Source organism: Pseudomonas sp. GD03903, assembly GCF_029840045.1.
GTDB lineage: Bacteria > Pseudomonadota > Gammaproteobacteria > Pseudomonadales > Pseudomonadaceae > Pseudomonas > Pseudomonas pseudonitroreducens.
In genome coordinates this window covers 20879-40241 of the sequence record NZ_JAOCBT010000022.1, presented here as the reverse complement: position 1 = coordinate 40241, position 19363 = coordinate 20879, and the positions used below count along the sequence as shown (strand labels likewise).

At 65.5% G+C, this 19363-nt stretch carries 19 protein-coding genes; 3 read left to right on the top strand and 16 right to left on the bottom strand.

Going from position 1 to position 19363, the window contains the following annotated elements:
- Window positions 1–267: 267 nt before the first annotated feature.
- From N5C91_RS26045 to ubiE, 12 genes are all read right to left on the bottom strand, one after another.
- Window positions 268–696 (bottom strand): UPF0158 family protein, encoded by a 429-nt coding sequence (locus N5C91_RS26045; protein ID WP_236172719.1) that lies wholly within the window; start codon window positions 694–696, stop codon window positions 268–270.
- Window positions 697–790: 94 nt separating this feature from the next.
- Entirely contained in the window at window positions 791–2737 is a 1947-nt protein-coding gene (locus N5C91_RS26040; protein ID WP_279832994.1) for a methyl-accepting chemotaxis protein, read from the bottom strand.
- A 368-nt stretch (window positions 2738–3105) separates the two neighbouring features.
- A complete protein-coding gene (locus tag N5C91_RS26035; protein WP_236172717.1) occupies window positions 3106–5019 on the bottom strand; it encodes a methyl-accepting chemotaxis protein in 1914 nt (637 codons plus the stop codon).
- A 186-nt stretch (window positions 5020–5205) separates the two neighbouring features.
- Entirely contained in the window at window positions 5206–5913 is a 708-nt protein-coding gene (locus N5C91_RS26030) for a 16S rRNA (uracil(1498)-N(3))-methyltransferase (RefSeq protein ID WP_236172716.1), read from the bottom strand.
- Window positions 5910–6707 (bottom strand): twin-arginine translocase subunit TatC, encoded by a 798-nt coding sequence (tatC, locus tag N5C91_RS26025; RefSeq protein WP_236172715.1) that lies wholly within the window; start codon window positions 6705–6707, stop codon window positions 5910–5912. The genes N5C91_RS26030 and tatC overlap by 4 nt, the downstream gene beginning before the upstream one ends.
- Complete coding sequence (tatB, locus tag N5C91_RS26020) at window positions 6704–7228, bottom strand: Sec-independent protein translocase protein TatB (RefSeq protein ID WP_236172714.1); 525 nt, start codon at window positions 7226–7228, stop codon at window positions 6704–6706. Before tatB ends, tatC begins: the two co-directional genes overlap by 4 nt.
- A gap of 3 nt (window positions 7229–7231) precedes the next feature.
- Window positions 7232–7480 carry a twin-arginine translocase TatA/TatE family subunit gene (locus N5C91_RS26015; protein WP_236172713.1) on the bottom strand — a complete coding sequence of 83 codons (249 nt, stop codon included), beginning with the start codon at window positions 7478–7480 and terminating at the stop codon, window positions 7232–7234.
- Between the two features lie 27 nt (window positions 7481–7507).
- Entirely contained in the window at window positions 7508–7846 is a 339-nt protein-coding gene (locus N5C91_RS26010) for a phosphoribosyl-ATP diphosphatase (RefSeq protein ID WP_065086256.1), read from the bottom strand.
- Complete coding sequence (hisI, locus tag N5C91_RS26005) at window positions 7836–8249, bottom strand: phosphoribosyl-AMP cyclohydrolase (protein ID WP_184590387.1); 414 nt, start codon at window positions 8247–8249, stop codon at window positions 7836–7838. The genes N5C91_RS26010 and hisI overlap by 11 nt, the downstream gene beginning before the upstream one ends.
- 95 nt (window positions 8250–8344) lie before the next feature.
- Window positions 8345–9952: a ubiquinone biosynthesis regulatory protein kinase UbiB gene (gene ubiB, locus N5C91_RS26000; RefSeq protein WP_236172712.1), complete on the bottom strand. Its 1608-nt coding sequence runs from the start codon at window positions 9950–9952 to the stop codon at window positions 8345–8347.
- Entirely contained in the window at window positions 9949–10575 is a 627-nt protein-coding gene (locus tag N5C91_RS25995; protein WP_236201400.1) for an SCP2 sterol-binding domain-containing protein, read from the bottom strand. Before N5C91_RS25995 ends, ubiB begins: the two co-directional genes overlap by 4 nt.
- Window positions 10572–11354, bottom strand: a complete 783-nt coding sequence (gene ubiE, locus N5C91_RS25990) for a bifunctional demethylmenaquinone methyltransferase/2-methoxy-6-polyprenyl-1,4-benzoquinol methylase UbiE (protein ID WP_236172711.1) — start codon at window positions 11352–11354, stop codon at window positions 10572–10574. Before ubiE ends, N5C91_RS25995 begins: the two co-directional genes overlap by 4 nt.
- Before the next feature lie 150 nt (window positions 11355–11504).
- On the opposite strand from ubiE, the gene N5C91_RS25985 reads away from it, so the two are divergent.
- From N5C91_RS25985 to N5C91_RS25975, 3 genes are all read left to right on the top strand, one after another.
- Window positions 11505–11780 (top strand): polyhydroxyalkanoic acid system family protein, encoded by a 276-nt coding sequence (locus tag N5C91_RS25985; RefSeq protein ID WP_236172710.1) that lies wholly within the window; start codon window positions 11505–11507, stop codon window positions 11778–11780.
- 194 nt (window positions 11781–11974) lie between these two features.
- Window positions 11975–12385, top strand: a complete 411-nt coding sequence (locus tag N5C91_RS25980; protein WP_236172709.1) for a phasin family protein — start codon at window positions 11975–11977, stop codon at window positions 12383–12385.
- A gap of 10 nt (window positions 12386–12395) precedes the next feature.
- The gene (locus N5C91_RS25975; RefSeq protein ID WP_279832983.1) at window positions 12396–13340 is read left to right on the top strand and encodes a phasin family protein; all 945 of its coding nucleotides are present in this window, start codon (window positions 12396–12398) and stop codon (window positions 13338–13340) included.
- 79 nt (window positions 13341–13419) lie between these two features.
- Here N5C91_RS25975 and N5C91_RS25970 read toward each other — a convergent pair whose 3' ends face one another.
- The 4 genes from N5C91_RS25970 to phaC (N5C91_RS25955) all read right to left on the bottom strand — a co-directional run bounded on the left by N5C91_RS25970 (window position 13420) and on the right by phaC (N5C91_RS25955) (window position 18990).
- Window positions 13420–14034, bottom strand: coding sequence for a TetR/AcrR family transcriptional regulator (locus tag N5C91_RS25970; protein WP_236201307.1), 615 nt, complete (start codon window positions 14032–14034; stop codon window positions 13420–13422).
- A 260-nt stretch (window positions 14035–14294) separates the two neighbouring features.
- A complete protein-coding gene (phaC, locus tag N5C91_RS25965) occupies window positions 14295–15977 on the bottom strand; it encodes a class II poly(R)-hydroxyalkanoic acid synthase (RefSeq protein ID WP_236172706.1) in 1683 nt (560 codons plus the stop codon).
- Window positions 15978–16309: 332 nt separating this feature from the next.
- Window positions 16310–17314: a poly(3-hydroxyalkanoate) depolymerase gene (phaZ, locus tag N5C91_RS25960; protein ID WP_236201308.1), complete on the bottom strand. Its 1005-nt coding sequence runs from the start codon at window positions 17312–17314 to the stop codon at window positions 16310–16312.
- Window positions 17311–18990: a class II poly(R)-hydroxyalkanoic acid synthase gene (gene phaC, locus N5C91_RS25955; RefSeq protein WP_279832978.1), complete on the bottom strand. Its 1680-nt coding sequence runs from the start codon at window positions 18988–18990 to the stop codon at window positions 17311–17313. The genes phaZ and phaC (N5C91_RS25955) overlap by 4 nt, the downstream gene beginning before the upstream one ends.
- Between the last annotated feature and the right edge of the window lie 373 nt (window positions 18991–19363).

Here is a 19363-nt window from a genome sequence, read left to right as displayed (position 1 = left end):
CGATCCTGCGCTGTTGTGCCGGAGTGGGGGACAGTTCGCGAGCAAGCTCGCTCCTACAGGGCACGGAGTACCTGCTCTTCGTAGGAGCGAGCTTGCTCGCGAACCTGCGGATCAGAACATCGCGCTGTGGGTGGCCGGCTGGATATGGTTATCCACCAGCCAGTCCATCGGCGTTATGCACCCTACATTGTTGCGCGAGAGTTTGCGGCGCTTCTGCTGGGGCCGGCGTGCCCTTCGTAGGAGCGAGCTTGCTCGCGAACTTGCGGATCAAAGCATCGCGCTGCGCGTCGCCGGCTGGATCTGGTTGTCCGCCAGCCAATCCAGCGCGCACTCGCGCAGCCTTTCGCCCTGGTAGACATACCAGGCCTGTAGCAGCTCGGGATAACCCATCAGCACGTGGCGGAAGGCCTTGAACGGCTTGCGCCCTTCGATGGCGTTGGCCAGGGCGGAATAGGCGTGCGGCTCCGGCACTTCGCGGAGGAAGTCACGCATCAGGTCCAGTGACTGGCCGCTGCTCAGCGGTTCGATGGGCAGCAGACGCTCCGGCTCGCGGTGCAGCAATTCGGCGAGCTCCGGATCGGGGTCTTCTTCGGCAATCAGCAGCACCTGGCCGCTGAACAGATCGAGGTAGTGATCGATACCCTGGGTGTCGAGCGCGAAGGCGAGTTCGTCGAGGTCGATGGTCAGCGGGCGCATGGTCACTCTCCCTATATGGCGAGTGACCGATCCTACGCCATGCGCATGACAATTGTCCCGCCGGCCGGTGCGGGTGCACCGACCGACTGCCACCTCACAGGCGGAAGAGCCCCACCTGCAGTTGCAGCTCGTTGCCCAGGCGTGCCAATTCGGTGCTGGAACTGGCGGTCTGCTCGCTGGCGGCAGCGGACTGGTCGGCGATCTCGCGCACCTGTACCACGCTGCGGTTGATCTCTTCGGCGACGCTGCTCTGCTGTTCGGCGGCGGAAGCGATCTGCAGGTTCATGCCCTGGATGTCGGCCACGGTGCGGGCGATCACTGCCAGCGCATCGCCGGCGCGGCGGGTCAGTTCCACTGAACTGCCGGTCAGGCGGCGACTGTCGTCCATGCGCGTCACCGCCTCCTGGGCGCCGCGTTGCAGCCCCGCGATCAGACCCTCGATCTCGGCCGTGGAGGATTGGGTGCGCTGCGCCAGGCCGCGAACTTCGTCGGCGACCACGGCGAATCCGCGCCCGGCCTCGCCGGCACGGGCGGCTTCGATAGCGGCATTGAGCGCCAGCAGGTTGGTCTGTTCGGCCACCGATTTGATCACGTCGAGTACGCTGCCGATCTTCTCGCTTTCCTTGCGCAGCAACTCCATGGCCTCGGCGGAGCGATCCACCTCGGTGGCCAGGCGGTCGATCTGGGTCACCGCGTCCCGCACCACCTGGTCGCCCTGGCGCGTCTGCTGGTCGGCCTGTTGTGCGGCGGCGGAGGCCTGCTCGGCGTTGCGCGCGACTTCCTGCACGGTAGCGGCCATTTCATGGATGGCACTGGCAACCTGGTCGGTTTCCACGCGCTGGCTGTTGACCCCGGCGCGGGTCTGCTCGGTGACGGCGGAGAGTTCGTCAGCGGCGGTGGCCAACTGGCTGACGCTGCCGCCGATGTGGCCGAGTAGCTGCGACAGGTTCTCGCGCATGCGCAGCATCACCCGCTGCAACTGGCCCAGCTCGTCGCTGCGCTGCAGGTTGAGGTTACGGGAAAGGCCCTGGGACAGGTCGCCCTGGGCGATGCGCTCGGCCAGCTCCAGGGCCTCGTGCAGCGGACGGACGATCTGGCGATTGATGGCCCAGCCCGACAGCATGCCAAAAGCCAGGGCCAGCACGGCGATGAGGATCTGCCGGGTCTTGGCGGCGGCGGTCTCGGCATCGTTGCGTGCGAGAGTGTCGTCGTAGAGGTGGGTGGCGGCAGAGAGCAGCGCTTCGCTGGCGCCATTCAGGCCCTTGCGTGCCTGCTGGGTGGCGTTTACGCCGTCGCGGAAGTGCTCGATGCCGCTGCGGTAATTCTGCAGGCCATTCAGCGCGCTGTTCAGGCCGTCGGCAGCGATGGCCGGCAATTGGCTCTGCAGGGCGGAGCCGCCGTCGCGCAGCTTGTCGAAGGCGGCAAAGGCGGCCTGTTCGGCGCTGGCGGATTGCTCGAAGACATAGCCACGTACCTGGTAGCGCACCACCAGCAACTGCTGGTGCAACTGGCCGACGGCCTGGGCGCTGTGCAGCAACTGGCTGTCGCCGGGCTGCTCGGCGAGCAGGTCGAAGAGCTGCTTGTCCAGCGCTTCGAAGGCTTGCAGGGCGCTCTGCGCGCTACCCACCAGGGTGCTGCGGGCCTGGGTGCGCTGGTCCACGGCGCGGGTCAGGGCGTTGAAAGCTTCGCGGTATTCGCTCACCGCCTGGCGTGCGGCGTCCAATTGCCTGGCATCGATATCGCTGCCTTTCAGGCGCTGCTCGATCAGCTCCAGCATCTTCGTGCTGTGTTGCTCGACCTTCTCGGCCTGACTGCGGTCGCCGCCCAGCTCGAACTGCAGGCGCGCGAGGTTGGCCTGCTGGCTGAGGTCGTTGAGCTCGGTGATGGTCGCCATCTGCTCACCGCGCCCTGCCTGGTTGTCCAGGCTGCTCAGGCCGCTGAGCAGCACCAGCAGCGTGAGAAAGAGGAGGATGCCGAAGCCCACCACCAGCTTCAGGCTGACGTTCAGGCGTCCCAGCTGTACTACTAGCCAATCGTACATGTCGAACACTCCAGGCAGGCGTCGCCACGGGATCGACGGCCCGTGGCAGGCAACAACAAAAGATCGGAGGCGAGGCGGAATTATCGGGACGCATCTTCGTGCGTCAGAGGCTATCGGCCGCGAGAAGGGAAACTGAAGGCGGGAATTTGTCGCGTCATATCTGACGCGGCCGCGCTCCGGGCGAGCTTTCGTAGGATGGCGTGGAGCGCAGCGATACCCATCGCAGGCGTCGTCGATGGGTGATGGGTATCGCAAGCTCCACCCATCCTACGGGATGGCGCTGCGCGAGGGTTCGGCAGGCGCAGACGTATCGACTGACCATGAAAAAGGCCCGCATTGCGCGGGCCTCTTTCATTGCAGGGTGCAAATCAGACGCGGAAGCGGCTGACCAGCACTTGCAGCTCATTGCCCAGGCGCGCCAGCTCGACGCTGGAAGCGGCGGTTTCCTCGCTGGCGGCAGCAGTCTGTTCGGAGATGTCGCGCACGTTCATCACGCTGCGGTTGATCTCCTCGGCCACGGCGCTCTGCTGCTCGGAGGCGGCGGCGATCTGCTGGTTCATCGACTGGATGGTCGACACGGTGCGGGTGATCGCGCCCAGGCGCTCACCGGCGCGGCGGGTCAGGTCGACAGTGCTGACGGTCAGGTCGCGGCTGGTTTCCATCATCTGCACGGCCTGCTGGGTGCCGCTCTGCAGGCCGGCGATCAGTTCCTCGATCTCTTCGGTGGAGGACTGGGTGCGCTGCGCCAGGCCGCGCACCTCGTCGGCCACCACGGCGAAGCCACGCCCGGCGTCGCCCGCGCGGGCGGCCTCGATGGCGGCGTTGAGCGCCAGCAGGTTGGTCTGCTCGGCTACCGCCTTGATCACGTCCAGCACGCTGCCGATCTTCTCACTCTCACGCTTGAGCTTGAGCACCGACTCGTTGGTGCGGCTGACTTCGCCAGCCAGGCGGTCCATCTGGTTCACTGCTTCGTTCACCGCACCTTCGCCGTCGCGGGCCTGGCGGTCGGCAGCGGAGGCGGCCTCGGAGGCTTCCTCGGCGTTGCGCGCGACTTCCTGCACGGTGGCGGCCATCTCGTTCATCGCGGTGGCGACCTGGTCGGTCTCGGTCTTCTGGTTGTTGACCCCGGCGCTGGTCTGCTCGGTCACCGCGGACAGTTCCTCGGCGGCGCTGGCGATCTGCGTCACGCCATCGTGGATGCGGCCGATCAGCTCGCGCAGGGACAGGTTCATGCGCTGCATGCTCTTCTGCAGCTGGCCCAGCTCGTCGTGGCGGGTGGTCGGGATATCCCGGCTGAGGTCGCCGTCGGCGATGCGCTCGGCGTGGCCCAGTACGTCACGCAGCGGATTGACGATCTGCACGGTGATGATCCAGGCGGCGATGCTGCCCAGCACCAGGGCGATCAGCGTGGCCAGGCCCAGCAGGGTCTTGGCCTGGGCGACGCCGGCGTCGCGCTTGGCGGTCTGGGTAGCGGTCAGCTCGTTGCTCAGCTTCTCGATCTGCTGGCCGCTGTCGCGCATACGGTCGCGGGCGGCCTGGCTGTCGTTGACCTCGTTGCGGTAGTTGGTCAGCGCGTTGCGGTAGGTCTCCAACGCATCGAGGGTGGCGCGGAATTCTCCGTTGAGTTCGGCCGGCGAGGTACTCATGTCGCTCTTCACGCCGTCGATCAGCTTCTGCAGGGCAGAGAAGGCCGGTTGCTCCAGGTTCTGTGCGTCGGTGCTGGTGTAGGCCATCACCTGCAGGCGCGCCTGCATGACGGCGCGGCCAATGCCGGCGAGGTCCTGCAGGTGCTGCAGGCTTTCCACGCTGGCGCTGTTGACCAGCTTCTGCTCGGCTTTCTGCAGGCCCTCGCTGACTGCGCCGGCGGCCTGGATCAGCACCTGCTTGGCGGCATCGCGCTCTTCGAAGGACTTCAGCAACTGGGCGTACAGCTTGCGGTATTCCACGCTCAGCTCATGCTGCTGGTCGATGACGCGACGGTCCTCGGCCTCGCTGAACTTTTCGTTCAGCGCGCGGTGGCGCTGGTCCAGCTTGTCCAGTGTATCGAGCACCAGCCTGGCGTCTTCCGGAGCGCGGGTGGACTGGAACTTCAGGCGGGCGATGCGCAGGTCCTTGGCGATCGAGATCAGCTCGGAAATCTCGCCGAGCTTGTCTCCCCGGTTGATCACATTGCCCAGGTTGATCCAGCCGGTAAGGGCGATCAGCAGGGTGAGCAGCAGCACCAGGCCGAAGCCTGCGGCGAGTTTGAGTTTGACAGTCAGGTTGTTGAACCAGCGAAACATGAAGGCGGCGCTCCAGGGGTTGTACGGGGCCGGTACGCATGGCTGAGCAGGAAATGCGCAGAGTGGGGACGACCGGTACCGCTGATATCGGCGCGGGCGCGTGGAACTGAAGAGTTCCGGGGTGCTTTTTCTGACTGGCGGTTCACGCTGGAGGCCGCGTGGTTACTGGCTTTGCGCCAGTTTGAGTTAGAACAGTCGTGCCAGAAGGGCGGTCACGGCAGTCTCGACGCGCAAGATGCGTTCACCCAGTTGTACGGGATTCAGGCCGGCCTCTCGCAGCTTGTCGACCTCGTAGGGAATCCAGCCGCCCTCCGGGCCGATCGCCAGCGTCACGGGTTCGCTCAACGCACGCGGGCACTCGGGCCAGGGGCCGGGGTGGCCGATCAGGCCGAGGCTGCCGGCAGCGAGGGCGGGCAGGCGATCCTCGACGAAGGGCTTGAAGCGCTTCTCGATGATGACCTCGGGCAGCGCCGTATCGCGGGCTTGTTCGAGGCCCAGGATCAGTTGCTCGCGAATGGCCTCGGGCTCGAGGAAGGGCGTCTGCCAGAAGCTCTTTTCCACCCGGTAGCTGTTGAGCAGCACCAGGCGCGGCACGCCCATGGCGGCCACGGTCTGCAGCACTCGGCGGAGCATCTTCGGGCGGGGCAGGGCGAGCAGCAGGGTCAGCGGCAGTTTCACCGGCGGGGCCTGGTCGAAGCTGACCTGCAACTCGGCCTCGTTGGCTTCCAGGCGCAGCAGGTGGCCTTCGCCCATCAGGCCGCCGAGTCGGCCCACGCGCAGGCGGTCGCCGCTTTCGGCGCGGTGGACTTCCTGCATGTGCGTCAGGCGGCGGTCGCGCAGGATCACGCGGTCCGCCGCGACGAAGTCGGCGTCGTCGAGCAGCAGCAGGTTCACGGACGGGTAGCCGGCGGCTGGTCGCCCTTGGGCTCGTCGTCTTCGGTTTCCGGCCCGCGTTTGCGGATCAGGTGGCTGAACAGTACGCCAGCCTCGAACAGCATCCACATCGGCACTGCCAGCAAGGTCTGCGACAGCGGATCCGGCGGGGTGAGAACCATGCCGACCACGAAGCAGCCGATGATCACGTAGGGGCGGATCTTCTTCAGGTAGGCCACGTCGACCACGCCGATCCATACCAGCAGGACAGTGGCCACGGGAATCTCGAAGGCCACGCCGAAGGCGAACAGCAGGGTGAGGAAGTCTAGGTAGCTGTTGATGTCGGTCATCGGCGTCACGCCTTCCGGGGCCTGGCCGAGGAAGAAGTGGAACATCAACGGGAACACCAGGAAGTAGGCGAAGGCCATGCCGGCGTAGAACAGTATGATGCTGGAGGCCAGTAGCGGCAGGGCGACGCGCTTCTCGTGCTTGTACAGGCCGGGGGCGATGAAGCCCCAGATCTGGCCGAGGATCACCGGCATGGCAATCAGCACGGCAACGATCATGGTCAGCTTCAGCGGCGCGAGGAAGGCTGACGCCGGGTCGATGGCGATCATCGTCGCGCCTTCGGGCAGGAAGCGCCGCAGCGGCTCGGAAGCCAGCGCGTAGATCTTCTGCGAGAAGTACAGGAGACCGATGAAGATCACGAAGATCGCGATCACGCAGCGCAGCAAACGATTGCGCAGTTCGGTCAGGTGCGAGACCAGGGGCATTTCCTGGTCTTGTTCGGGCTGGTCGGGCTTTTCGGCGCTCATGGGCTACGCGGCGTCTCGGACGAAGCGGACGGCTGGCTCGGCGCCGGCGTCTCGCTTGGGGCTTGCGCCTGGGGCGCAGCGACAGGTTCTGCCGGAGCGGCGGGTGCCGCTTCCGGGGTGGCGACAGGGGCGATGCCCGCGCCTGGCAGGCTGTTCAGCCGGCTGTTGGGCGCGATACTCGGTGCCGCAGGCGACTCGCTCGTCGCCCCTTGGCTGTCGGGCTGGGCCGGCTGCTGCGGGTTGAAGGCTTCGCGGGCCTGGTCCTGCAGGTCGGTCAGCGGCGCCATCAGCTTCTTGGCTTCCTGTTCCATCTGCAGGATGTGCTCGTTGTGCAACTGGCGGCGGATTTCATCCGCACCCAGTTCGCGCTCCACTTCCGTCTTGATGGCGTTGAAGCTGCGCTTGAGCCGGCCGATCCACAGGCCGGCCGTGCGCGCGGCACCCGGCAGGCGGTCGGGGCCGAGCACCAGCAGGGCGACTAGGCCCACCAGCAGCAGTTCGCTGAAGCTGATACCGAACATGAATCAGTCCTTGCGCGCCGGCTCTTCGACCTTGTGCGCCTGGGCGTCGATGGTGTGCGGCTGGTTCAGCGGCGGGTTGCCGGCAGCGGCGCTCGGGTCCTTCTTGTCGTCTTCCTCGGTGTTCATTGCCTTGCGGAAGCCCTTGATGGCTTCGCCGACATCCGAACCCAGGTTCTTCAGGCGCTTGGTGCCGAAGACCAGGACCACGACGATCAGGATGACTACCCAGTGTTTCCAGTCAAAGATGCCCATCTTGTTTTCCTCGCAAAGTTGTCGGGTTCAGGCTGACGGCTGGCGCGCGGCTTTCTCGTCGTGCCCGGAAAGGCCGAAGCGGCGGTCCAGCTCGTCCAGTACCGCCTGCGGGTGCTGGCCGAGGGCGGCGAGCATCACCAGGGAGTGGAACCAGAGGTCGGCCGTTTCGTAGATCAGGTCCGTGCAATCACCGCTGGTGGCGGCGTCCTTGGCGGCAAGAATGGTTTCCACCGACTCTTCGCCAACCTTCTCCAGGATCTTGTTCAGGCCCTTGTGATACAGGCTGGCCACGTAGGAGCTGTCCGGTGCGGCATTCTTGCGCGCTTCGAGGACTTCCGCCAGACGGGCGAGGGTATCAGTGCTCATGGGGTTTTCCTGTACCTACGTGGGAGTAGATGGCATCCGGGTCCTTGAGGACCGGGTCGACGGTCTGCCAGGCGCCGTTCTCGAACACCCGGTAGAAGCAGCTCTCGCGGCCAGTGTGGCAGGCGATGCCGCCCAGTTGCTCGACCATCAGGATCACCACGTCGGCGTCGCAGTCCAGGCGCAGTTCGTGGAGCTTCTGCACGTGGCCGGAGTCCTCGCCCTTGCGCCAGAGCTTGCCGCGCGAGCGCGACCAGTAGATGGCGCGGTTCTCGGCGGCGGTAAGGGCCAGGGCCTCGCGGTTCATCCAGGCCATCATCAGCACGCGGCCGGTGCGATGGTCCTGGGCGATTGCCGGCACCAGTCCATCGGCATTCCAGTTGATTTCGTCCAGCCAGTCTTTCATCTCGGGTTCCGTACAGCGGGCACGCGCGGTGCCCAGAGCCACTTTGTAAGCCACTTCGTATAGCGGTCAAGTGTGCCAGCCGCTGGGGCGACTGGCTATCGGCGCAGAATCAGATACAGACCACCGGCCAGCATCGCCCAGGCCGGCCAGGCGGCGAGGGAGTGGGTGGCCAGGCCGGTTTCGGCGGCGCCGGCAACCAGCACTGCGCCAATCAGCCGCGCCGGCCAGGCGCTGGCCATGCCGGCCTGAGCACCGCTCAGGCGCGCTTCTGGCTGCGGCTCGCGGGACAGGCGTTCGAGCGTGTCGCGGGTCATCTGCGCCAGGTGCGGCAGTTGTTCGATGTGCTGCTGGGCGTTGCGCAGCAGGGTGCCGGGGCTGACGCGATCACGCATCCAGCGCTCCAGGAAGGGCTGCGCGGTGGTCCACAGGTCCAGCTCCGGATAGAGCTGGCGGCCCAGCCCTTCGATGTTCAGCAGGGTCTTCTGTAGCAGCACCAGTTGCGGCTGTACTTCCATGTTGAAGCGCCGCGCAGTCTGGAACAGGCGCAGCAGCACCTGGCCGAAGGAGATGTCCTTCAGCGGCTTCTCGAAGATCGGCTCGCACACGGTGCGGATCGCCGCCTCGAAATCGTTGACCTTGGTTTCCGCCGGCACCCAGCCCGAGTCGATGTGCAACTGGGCGACCTTGCGGTAGTCACGCTTGAAGAAGGCGATCAGGTTGCGCGCCAGGTAGTCCTGGTCTTCGTCGGTGAGGCTGCCGACGATGCCGCAGTCCACCGCAATGTACTGCGGGCTCCAGGGCGTGCGGGTGCTGACGAAGATGTTGCCGGGGTGCATGTCGGCGTGGAAGAAGCTGTCGCGGAATACCTGGGTGAAGAAGATCTCCACGCCGCGCTCGGCCAGGGCCTTGAAGTCGGTGCGCTGGTCGCGCAGGGTCTCCAGGTCGGTCACCGGGATGCCGTAGATGCGCTCCATCACCAGTACCTTGGGGCGGCACCAGTCCCAGTAGACCTGGGGTACATAGAGCAGCGGCGAGCCTTCGAAGTTGCGCCGCAGCTGCGAGGAGTTGGCCGCTTCACGGAGCAGGTCGAGCTCGTCGTAGATGGTCTTCTCGTAATCGCTGACCACTTCGGCCGGGTGCAGGCGGCGGGCGTCGGCGGAGATGCGCTCGGCGGTGCGCGCGAGGATGTGCAGCCAGGCGATGTCCGAGCGGATCACCGGCTCCAGGTTCGGGCGGATGACCTTCACCACCACTTCCTCGCCGCTCTTGAGCTGCGCGGTGTGCACCTGCGCCACCGAGGCGGAGGCCAGCGGTTCGCGTTCGAAGCGGGCGAACACCTGCTCGATCTTCGCGCCCAGTTGCTGTTCGATGAGCGCCACGGCCTGTTCCGGCGGGAAGGGCGGCACCTTGTCCTGGAGGAAAGCCAGTTCCAGGGCAATGTCGTCGGGGAGCAGGTCGCGGCGGGTGGAGAGTATCTGGCCGAACTTGATGAAGATCGGCCCGAGGTCTTCCAGCGCCAGGCGGATGCGCGCGCCACGGCTCAGGTCCAGCGGTTTGCGCGGTAGCCAGCGCCAGGGCAGCAGGCCGCCGACCAGACGCAGCCACCAGGGCAGGAAGGGCAGTTCGAGGACCATGTCGTCCAGGCGGTAGCGGATGGCTACGCGCTGGATGCGCAGCAGGCGGCGGAAGGCGAGCAGCTTCATGCGTCAGGCTTGATCTTCTGGGTCAGGCGAGTGATCCGCGCGTCAAGGCGGTCGAGGGATATCTTCAACTGGTCCAATTCGGCGAAGCGCGCTTCGGCTTCATGCCGGCCGACCAGGGTGCGGCTTTCTTCGGCGAGGTAATCGGCGAGGCTCAGGCGCAGGCTTTCCAGGCTATCGCCGGCCCACGCCATGCCGCCGCGCAGGCGCGCGCCGAGCAGATGTGCGGGTGCCGGGCCGAGCCAGCGGGAGACTTCGTACTCCCAGTCGAGTTCGAGGCTCTGGAGGATGTCGGCCAGCTCCAGCAGCATCGCGCTGTCGCCGCCCATGGTCACTTCCGGGCTGTGCAGGACGCGGGTCTTGTCCTTGGCCAGGGCCAGCTGCAGCAGGCTGCCGGCCGGTGCGACGAGGGTGCAGTCGGCCGGCGCCTCGTGGTGCGCGGCCAAGTGCAGGCCGTCGGCATCGGGCAGGATGAACAGCCGCAGCGCCGGCGCCTGGCAGTCCACTTCCAGCACCTTGCCGGCGAGCCGGCCGAGGCGCCTGAGCGCCACGCCATCGAGCCGCAGCACGCGGTTGATGGTGGCTTCGGCGCTGGCCAGGGCGGCCTGCAGGAGCAGGGTCATCAGGGCTTGATGCCGCGGTGCAGGGCGACCACGCCGCCGGTCATGTTGTGGTAGGTGACGCGGTCGAAACCGGCCTCCACCATCATCGACTTCAGCGTTTCCTGGTCGGGGTGCATGCGGATCGACTCGGCGAGGTAGCGGTAGCTCTCGGAGTCGTTGGTCACCAATTTGCCCATCAGCGGCAGCAGGGTGAAGGAGTAAGCATCGTAGGCCTTGGACAGCAGGCTGCTGGTGGGCTTGGAGAACTCCAGCACGAGCAGGCGGCCGCCGGGCTTGAGCACCCGCAGCATGGAACGGATGGCTTCGTCCTTGTGAGTGACGTTGCGCAGGCCGAAGGCGATGGTTACCGCGTCGAAGTAGTTGTCGGGGAACGGCAGCTTCTCGGCGTCGGCCTGGACGAAGCTGACGTTGCCGGCGACGCCGCTGTCGAGCAGCTTGTCGCGGCCGACCTTGAGCATCGAGGCGTTGATGTCGGCCAGCACCACTTCGCCGGTCGGGCCGACCAGGCGGGAGAACTGGCGGGTCAGGTCGCCGGTGCCGCCGGCGATGTCCAGCACCCGGTTGCCGGCGCGCACGCCGGACAGTTCGATGGTGAAGCGCTTCCACAGACGGTGGATGCCGCCGGACATCAGGTCGTTCATCAGGTCGTACTTGGCGGCGACCGAGTGGAACACTTCGGCGACCTTCTCGGCCTTCTCGCTCTCGCGCACGGTCTTGTAGCCGAAGTGCGTGGTGGGATCGGCGCTGTCCTGGCCGGCTTGGGGCTTGCGCGGTTCGCTCATGGCGTTTCTACCCTGGAAGTCAGTGGCGGGCATTCTAACAGGATGCGGAGAAAACGCCGCCCCGCTCGCCGCCGCAAGAGGGGCGCCGGGGTGCGGCGATACGGCGCGGCGCGTATTATCTGGAAAGTCAGTCAATCGCGGAGTTCCAGCATGTCCCGTATCCACGTCGAACGTAACCATTCCCTGGGCCTGGAGGCCGCCCGCGCCAAGGCAGAGAAGCTCGCCGACAAGCTCTCCCGCGAGCACGGGGTGAGCAGCGAGTGGCAGGGCGACACCCTGCTGTTCAAGCGCAGCGGCGTGGATGGGCGCATCGAAGTGGGCGCGGACAAGGTTGCGGTGGATGTGAAGCTGGGCCTGATGCTCTCGGCCATGGGCGGCCTGCTCAAGGGTGAGATCGAGCGCGCGCTGGACAAGGCGCTGGCGTAAGGGTGGCGGCAGGCGGCAGGCTTCAGGCTTCAGGCTGTTTTCCCCTGCAGCCTGAGGCTAGCCGCCTGTAGCCGCTTCGTTCCTGCAAAGCCTGGTATGTGTTTTCTAATTTTCCCCGATACCTTGGCTCACAGTCCCGCCTTTCGCGGGCAGCTGTTCGACATCATCGAATCAGAACCCTGTGAGGTGCCACCATGGCCAAGGCTGTCAGCAAGAAGAAAGTCGCAGAGCTCGAATCCTCCCTCTACTCCGATGCCAAGCACTACGCGCGGCAGATCTGGCTCGCCGGCCTGGGTACCTACGCTCGCGTGGGCGCCGAAGGCAGTGAGTACTTCAAGGAACTGGTCAAGTCCGGCGAGTCCGTGGAGAAGAAAGGCCGCGACCTGGTGAGCACCCAGATCGACGCCGCCAACGACAGCGTCAAGGGTCGCCTGCACAGCGTCAAAGCCAAGCTGAATTTCGACAGGATCGAGGAAGCGTTCGATGCGCGTGTCGCCTCCGCCCTCAATCGAATCGGAATTCCCTCCAGGCGTGATGTGGAGGCGCTCTCTGCTAAGCTGGATGAGCTGAGCGCAGTGCTCGAGCGTGTCGCGAGAACCCAATAAGGAGAGCAGGATGGCTGGCAAAAAAACTACCGATAAAAAAGAGTCCAGTTGGATCGGCGAGATCGAGAAATACTCGCGGCAGATCTGGCTGGCTGGCTTGGGGGCCTACTCGAAGGTCAGCAAGGACGGCAGCAAGGTGTTCGAGACCCTGGTCAAGGACGGCGAGAAGGCTGAGAAACTGGCCAAGACCGAAGTCGAGGGTGCGGTGAAGACTTCCACCCGTTCCGCGAAGGCGCGCGTCGATGCCGTGAAGGGCGCCGCGATCGGCAAGTGGGGCGAGCTGGAAGAGGCCTTCGACAAGCGCCTGAACAGCGCGATCTCGCGCCTGGGCGTACCGAGCAGCCGTGAAGTGAAGGACCTGCACAGCAAGGTCGATAGCCTCACCAAGCAGATCGAGAAGCTCACCGGCGTCAGCGTCGCCAAACCGGCCGCCAAACCGGCCGCCAAGGCTACCGCCAAACCCGCAGCGAAAGCCGCCGCCAAACCGGCCGCGAAACCCGCTGTGAAGACCGCGGCTTCCAAACCGGCTGCCAAATCCGCCGCCAAGCCCGCTGCGAAACCTGCAGCGAAGCCGGCTGCCAAGCCCGCCGCTAAAGCTGCCGCCAAACCGGCTGCCAAGGCGGCCGCGAAACCCGCTGCCAAGGCTGCGGCCAAACCTGCCGCGAAACCGGCTGCCAAACCCGCTGCTGCGAAAGCCGCTGCGAAACCGGCCGCCAAGCCCGCTGCAAAACCGGCCGCTGCCGCCAAGCCTGCCGCTGCGAAACCTGCAGCCAAGCCGGCCGCGGCGAAGAAGCCTGCCGTGAAGAAGCCCGCCGCACCCAAGGCCGCCGCCAAACCGGCTGCTGCGAAACCGGCAGCCGCTCCGGCCGCCACCCCGGCACCGTCGGCTGCCGCCGCCGCGCCGGCCGTGACGCCGTCCGCTGCCGCTCCGGCAACGCCGCCGTCCCAGGCCTGATCGGTCTGCTGCAACACCCACGCCCGGCCTCGCGCCGGGCGTTTTCATTCTCTCAAGGGAAAAGCTTGCGCGCTGTGGCTCAGGGAGCGAGGTAGCGCTTGGCGAGCCGCTCGGCGATCAGCTGCGAGTCCGGGCGCAGGTGTGGCGCCACCAGCATCATCACCTGGAACACCACCTGGCGTACGTCGCCCTGGTGGCCGAGGATGCGCTGGTAGTCCAGCGAGAACAGCAAGGTCAGGGTGATCTGCTCCACCAGTTGGCCGAGCGCTTCGGTGTCGCTGATCAATTCGTCCTGGGCCTTTAGCTGCGCCAGCAGCGTAGCCAGGGTGCGCTTGAGCTGGTTGAGCCAGGTGCGTATGCCGCGAGCCAGCCTGGGCAGCTTTCCGGAAAGATTGGAGAGGTCCTGGAAGAGGAAGCGGTAATGCGCCAGGCGCTCGACGATCAGGTGCAGGAACAGCCAGTAATCCTCGGCACCCAGTCGCACGTCTTCCGGCGGGTCAAGCAGTGGCGCCAGTTCCTCCTGGAAGCGCTCGAACAGCGCCAGCACCAGGGGTTCCTTGCCGTGGAAGTGGTAGTAGAGATTGCCGGGGCTGATGCCCAGTTCGGTGGCGATCTCCAGGGTGGAGACGTTGGGCTCGCCCTGCTCGTTGAACAGCTGCAGGGCGCATTCGAGAATCCGGTCGCGCGTTTTCATCCGTGTTCTTGTTCCAGCCGCAGTGGAGCCGACGATAGCCGCGGGGGAGGGTGGCTGCCAATGGCTGCGCGGCAAACTTCTGCACGGAGCGTTCTTTGCGCTTCGCTCCAAGGGTCGCCGGGAGAGTTTCTCGTAGGATGGGTGGAGCGCAGCGATACCCATCAATTCCGCGCGCCGACGGCATGGGTATCGCTGCGCTCCACCCATCCTACAAGAGCCTTTACGGTGCTGGCTGGGCAATTCGTTTCGGGGTTCCGAGATCAGCGCACATGCACATACGTCCCCGGCGCCGCTTCCTTGGGCGGGTATTCGGCGTTGCCCAGGTCGAAGCTCACCGGACGTCGTTCGCCCGAGCGCTGCTGGATCCACTCCAGCCACAGCGGCCACCAGCTGCCTTCCTGGCGCTTGGTGTCGTAGTACCAGGCGCGCGGGTCGGAGCTGATCTTGCCGTTTTCGAAGTAGCAGGCCTTGGGGTTGCCGGGCGGGTTGAGGATGCTCTGGATATGTCCGCTGTTGGACAGCACGAAGCGACTGTCGCCGCCCAGTAGCTGCGCCGAGCGGTATACCGCGTCCCACGGCGTGATGTGATCGGTGATGCCGGCGACGTGGAAGTTGTCCACGGCCACTTTCTTCAGGTCGATGGCCGTGCCGTTGACTTCCATGGCGCCGGGGCGGGCCAGTGGGTTGTGCTTGAAGAAGTCGAGGAAGTCGCCGTGCAGCGCGGCAGGCAGGCGAGTGTTGTCGTTGTTCCAGTAGAGGATGTCGAAGGCTGGCGGCTGTTTGCCCAGCAGGTAGTTGTTGACCCAGTAGTTCCAGATCAGGTCGTTGGGCCGCATCCAGGCGAACACCTTGGCCATGTCGCGACCGTCCAGCACCCCGTGCTGGTAGGAGCGGCGCTTGCTGGTCTCCAGGGTCTGTTCGTCGGCGAACAGCGCGGCGGGGGTTTCCACCTGGCTGTCCAGCAGGCTGACCAGGTAGGTGGCGCTGGCGATCTTGCGCAATTGCCGGCGCGCCTGCAGATGGCCTTGCAGGGCCGCAATGGTCAGGCCGCCGGAGCAGGCACCCATCAGGTTCACGCTTCGGCTGCCGCTGATGGAGCGGCACGCCTCGATGGCTTCGTCCAGTGCCGTGACGTAGGTCGACAGCCCCCATTCGCGGTGACGCGCATCGGGGTTGCGCCAGCTGACCATGAAGACCTGCAGATTATTCTTCAGGGCGTACTGGACGAAGCTCTTCTCCGGCGACAGGTCGAAGATATAGAACTTGTTGATCTGCGGCGGCACGATCAGCAACGGCTTGGCGTGCAGATGCTCGCCCATCGGCTTGTACTGGATCAGCTCCAGCACCTCGTTGCGGAACACCACGGCGCCGTGCGTGGTGGCCAGGTTCTGGCCGATTTCGAAGGCGCTGCGGTTGACCTGGCTGGGCATGCCGCCGTTGTGCATCAGGTCGTCCAGCAGATGCTGCACGCCCTTGAGGACGCTCTGTCCGCCGGTGTTGAACAGCTCCTTCACCGCCAATGGGTTGAGCAGTGTGTTGGATGGCGAGGCGGCGTCGGACAGGATCGACAGCAGGAACCGCGCGCGGGCGCGGTCGTCGGGCTTCAGGTCACTCTCGTCGACCCAGGCCAGCAACTGCTTCTGCCAGGCCAGGTAGGCCTGCACGGTACGCCGGTAAAGCGGATTCAGCCGCCAGGAGGGGTCCTGGAAGCGCGCGTCCTGCGGGTTGGGTTGCAGCGGCGAGTCGCCGATCAGCACCTTGCCGACCTGCTTGCCGAAGGCCGCCAGGTGCTTCGCCGAATGCACCGGCTGGCGCACACCCTGCAGTGCCAGCATGCGCAGGGTGGACAGCATGTCCTTGCCGCGCAGGCCGACCATCGCGCTCTGCGCATTCATGTATTGGGTGGGAACGGGGACGCTACCAGGCTCAGCTTTCTCTCGCATGAACAGCACTCCGTAAAGGGTCCGACCTGCCAATGGCGACGCAAAGCCTGTACCAGAATCGGGAATGGCCCGTTCCAGACGCTTGTCGCCGGTTCGAGGGATGTGCACGGGTATCGACGCGAGAGGAAGCTGCCCGAAAACAGGGCAGTGGATCAGCAGCCGGGCTGCCCTGCGGTCACCTGCGAAGGTGGCCGCAGCGCGGGTCCCGAATCAGGCGCTACGTGTCGATACCCGTGAACACGCCTGTTTGTTGTTCGGCTCTTTAAAAAAAGTGCCTGTGCAGCGATCGGTCAAGGCAGGATGCCCACCGAGTGTGACGAAGCTGTGATGCTTCAGCCGGCCTTGGGGGCGAATGGACGGGGGTGGATGATCGCGCGCTGTCGCTCTTCCTGGAGGAATTTCATGATGATCGGTGCCACGGTTTCCGCGCGGGTCACCAGGAACAGATGGCCGTCGTCGATCACGTGCAGCTCCGAGTTGGGAATGCGCCAGGCCAGCATGCGCATGTTGATCAGCGGGATGATCGGGTCGTCGTCGCCAGCCAGGATCAGCGTCGGCTGACGAATCTTGTGCAGCCAGTGGATGCTGGTCCAGCCCAGGCCAGCGAATAGCTGCCAGTAGTAGCCCATCTTGCCGGACGAGCGCACCTTGCTGGCAAAGGCCATGGCCAGCTTCGGGTCGCGGCGGAAGGCGCCGCCGTAGATGTCCGGGGCGATGTGTACGCCATACGACGGCTGGATGTAGCGGCGCGGGCTGGCCATGCGCCAGAGCACCGCCGGCTTGCCCGGCACCATCACCGCTCCGGCGGCGGTGGCGGCGAGGATCAGCTTCTTGCAGCGCTCGGGGTAGTCGTGGGCGAACTGCTGCGCCAGGGCGCCGCCCCAGGACACGCCAATGGCCGTCACCTGGCCGTAGTCGAGGTAGTCGAGCATCCGCGCGGCCAGCTTGGCCAGGCCGGGGAAGCGGTAAGGCGTGCTGGGGGTGGACGAGCCGCCGACACCGGGCACGTCGAAGGCGATCACCTCCAGGTCCGGGTCCAGTGCGGCGACGAAGGGGAACACCAGTTCGAGGTTGGCGCCGATGCCGTTGAAGATCAGCAGCGGCGTCATGTGTTTCTTGCCCGGGCGCACGGCGGTGCGGATGGTCTGCCCGTCGAGCTCGATGGTGCGGAACTCGAAGGGCTGCGCCGCCGGCGCCTTGCTCGGCAGTATCTCCTCGCCGCTGCTTTTGCTGCGCGCGCGCCGGCTCGTCGGCGCGGCCACTTCCACGGCCTGCGACGAATCTGGATGGTTGGCGTCGTCCACGGCGCCGGCTTGCGGGAGGAGTTCTGTTTTCATCGTTCGTGTACGTAGGTTCCGGGGGAGGCCTCGCCGGCCGGGTGAGCCTTGTTACCCAGGGCGGTCGGGGCCTTTTTCAGCTTGCCTGCGCGCTCGGCCAGCCATTGTTGCCAGTGCAGCCACCAGGAGTCGGCGTGCTTGCTGGAGTTTTCCTGCCAGGTCTTGGAATCGACGGAAAGGTCAGGGCCGGTCATGAAGCGTGCCTTGGGGTTGCCCGGCGGGTTGAGGATGCTCTGGATGTGCCCGCTGTTGGAGAGGATGAATTCACACTTGCCGCCCAGCAGGCGGGCGGAGCGGTAGCAGGCTTCCCACGGCGTGATGTGGTCGGACAGGCCGGCCACGCAGTAGAAATCGCAGGTGACCTGCTTGAGATCGATCGGCGTGCCGGAGACTTCCAGGGCGCCGGCGCGGGTCAGCGGGTTGGTCTTGAACATCTCCACCAGCTCGCCGTGCAGCGCGGCGGGCAGGCGCGTGGTGTCGTTGTTCCAGAACAGGATGTCGAAGGCCGGCGGCTCGTTGCCCAGCAGGTAGTTGTTGACCCAGTAGTTCCAGATCAGGTCGTTGGGGCGCATCCAGGCGAACACCTTGGCCATGTCCTTGCCTTCCAGCACGCCGGACTGGTACGAGCGGCGCTTGGCGGCTTCCAGGGTCTTCTCGTCGGCGAACAGGGCGACCTGGGTGTCCAGTTCGAAGTCGAGCACGCTGACCATCTGGGTGAAGGCGTGCACCTTGTTCTCGCCCAGCGCGGCGTAATGGCCGAGCAGCGTGACGGTGGTGATGCCGCCGGAGCAGGCCCCGAGCATGTTCAGGTCCTTGCTGCCGGTGATTTTCAGGACCACGTCGATGGCTTCCTTCAGCGCCTCGATGTAGGTGGTCAGGCCCCACTCGCGCTGCGCCTTGGTCGGGTTGCGCCAGCTGACGATGAAGGTCTGCACCTGGTTGCGCAGGCAGAAGCGCGCCAGGCTCTTCTCCGGCGACAGGTCGAAGACGTAGAACTTGTTGATCTGCGGCGGCACCACCAGCAGCGGGCGCTCGTGCACGCTTTCGGTGATCGGCTTGTACTGGATCAGTTCCAGCACATCGTTGCGGAACACCACCGCGCCTTCGGTCACGGCCAGGTTCTTGCCGACCTCGAAGGCATCCATGTTCACCTGGCTGGGCATCCCGCCGTTGTTGACCATGTCCTTGGCGAGGTGGGTGAGGCCGTCGAGCAGACTCTTGCCGCCGGTTTCGAAGAAGCGCTTGACTGCTGCCGGGTTGGACAGCGTATTGGTCGGCGCCATGGCCTCGGTCATCAGGTTGATGACGAACTGGCCACGGCTGATGTCCTGGGGCGACAGGTCGCTCTCGCCCATCCAGGTGTGCAGCTCCTTGCGCCAGGCCAGGTAGGTCTGCAGGTAGCGGCGGTAGAGCGGGTTCTGGCTCCAGGCCGGGTCGTTGAAGCGACGGTCGTCGTCCGAGGGCTTCAGCTCGGATTTGCCGAGCAGCACGTTCTTCAGCTCGAGGCCGAAGTGCGTCGCGTGCTTGGCGCTGTGGAAGGGCTGCTTGATCGCTTGCAGCAACACCATCCGGGCAGAAGTGAGCAGGTCCTTGCCGCGAATCCCGATCACCGGGTTGAGGGCAAGTGTGTTTTCCGCGGCTTGCTGGGGTAGATCGCTGTTGTTCTTCTGGGTCATCGGCGACGCTCCATTGTCCTGAGACGCATACTGGCGGGGCTCACCTGGGTGACGTAATGCCTAGTACTTCTCGGGGTTGCGGAACGTGGAGACAGCTCCACGCGATTCATCTACTTGGCGGCATCACTGGAAGTTCAGGAGACCACGCTCTGTGCACTGTAACTCCGTACATTGCACTGCCTTGGTTACCCGAGTTTCCTTCGCCGCGCAAGCTGGTGCAGCGTGGGCCTTCTCCTAGGAGTATGTCGGGAAAAGTTAGAAAACGCGCCCTAGAGCGGGGGCATCTCGCCAATCCCCTGACGGCGGCCACGCAAGCAACAGTCTGCCGGATGAATGTTGCAAATGGCGTGCCCTGGGCGATTGCCCGACGAAG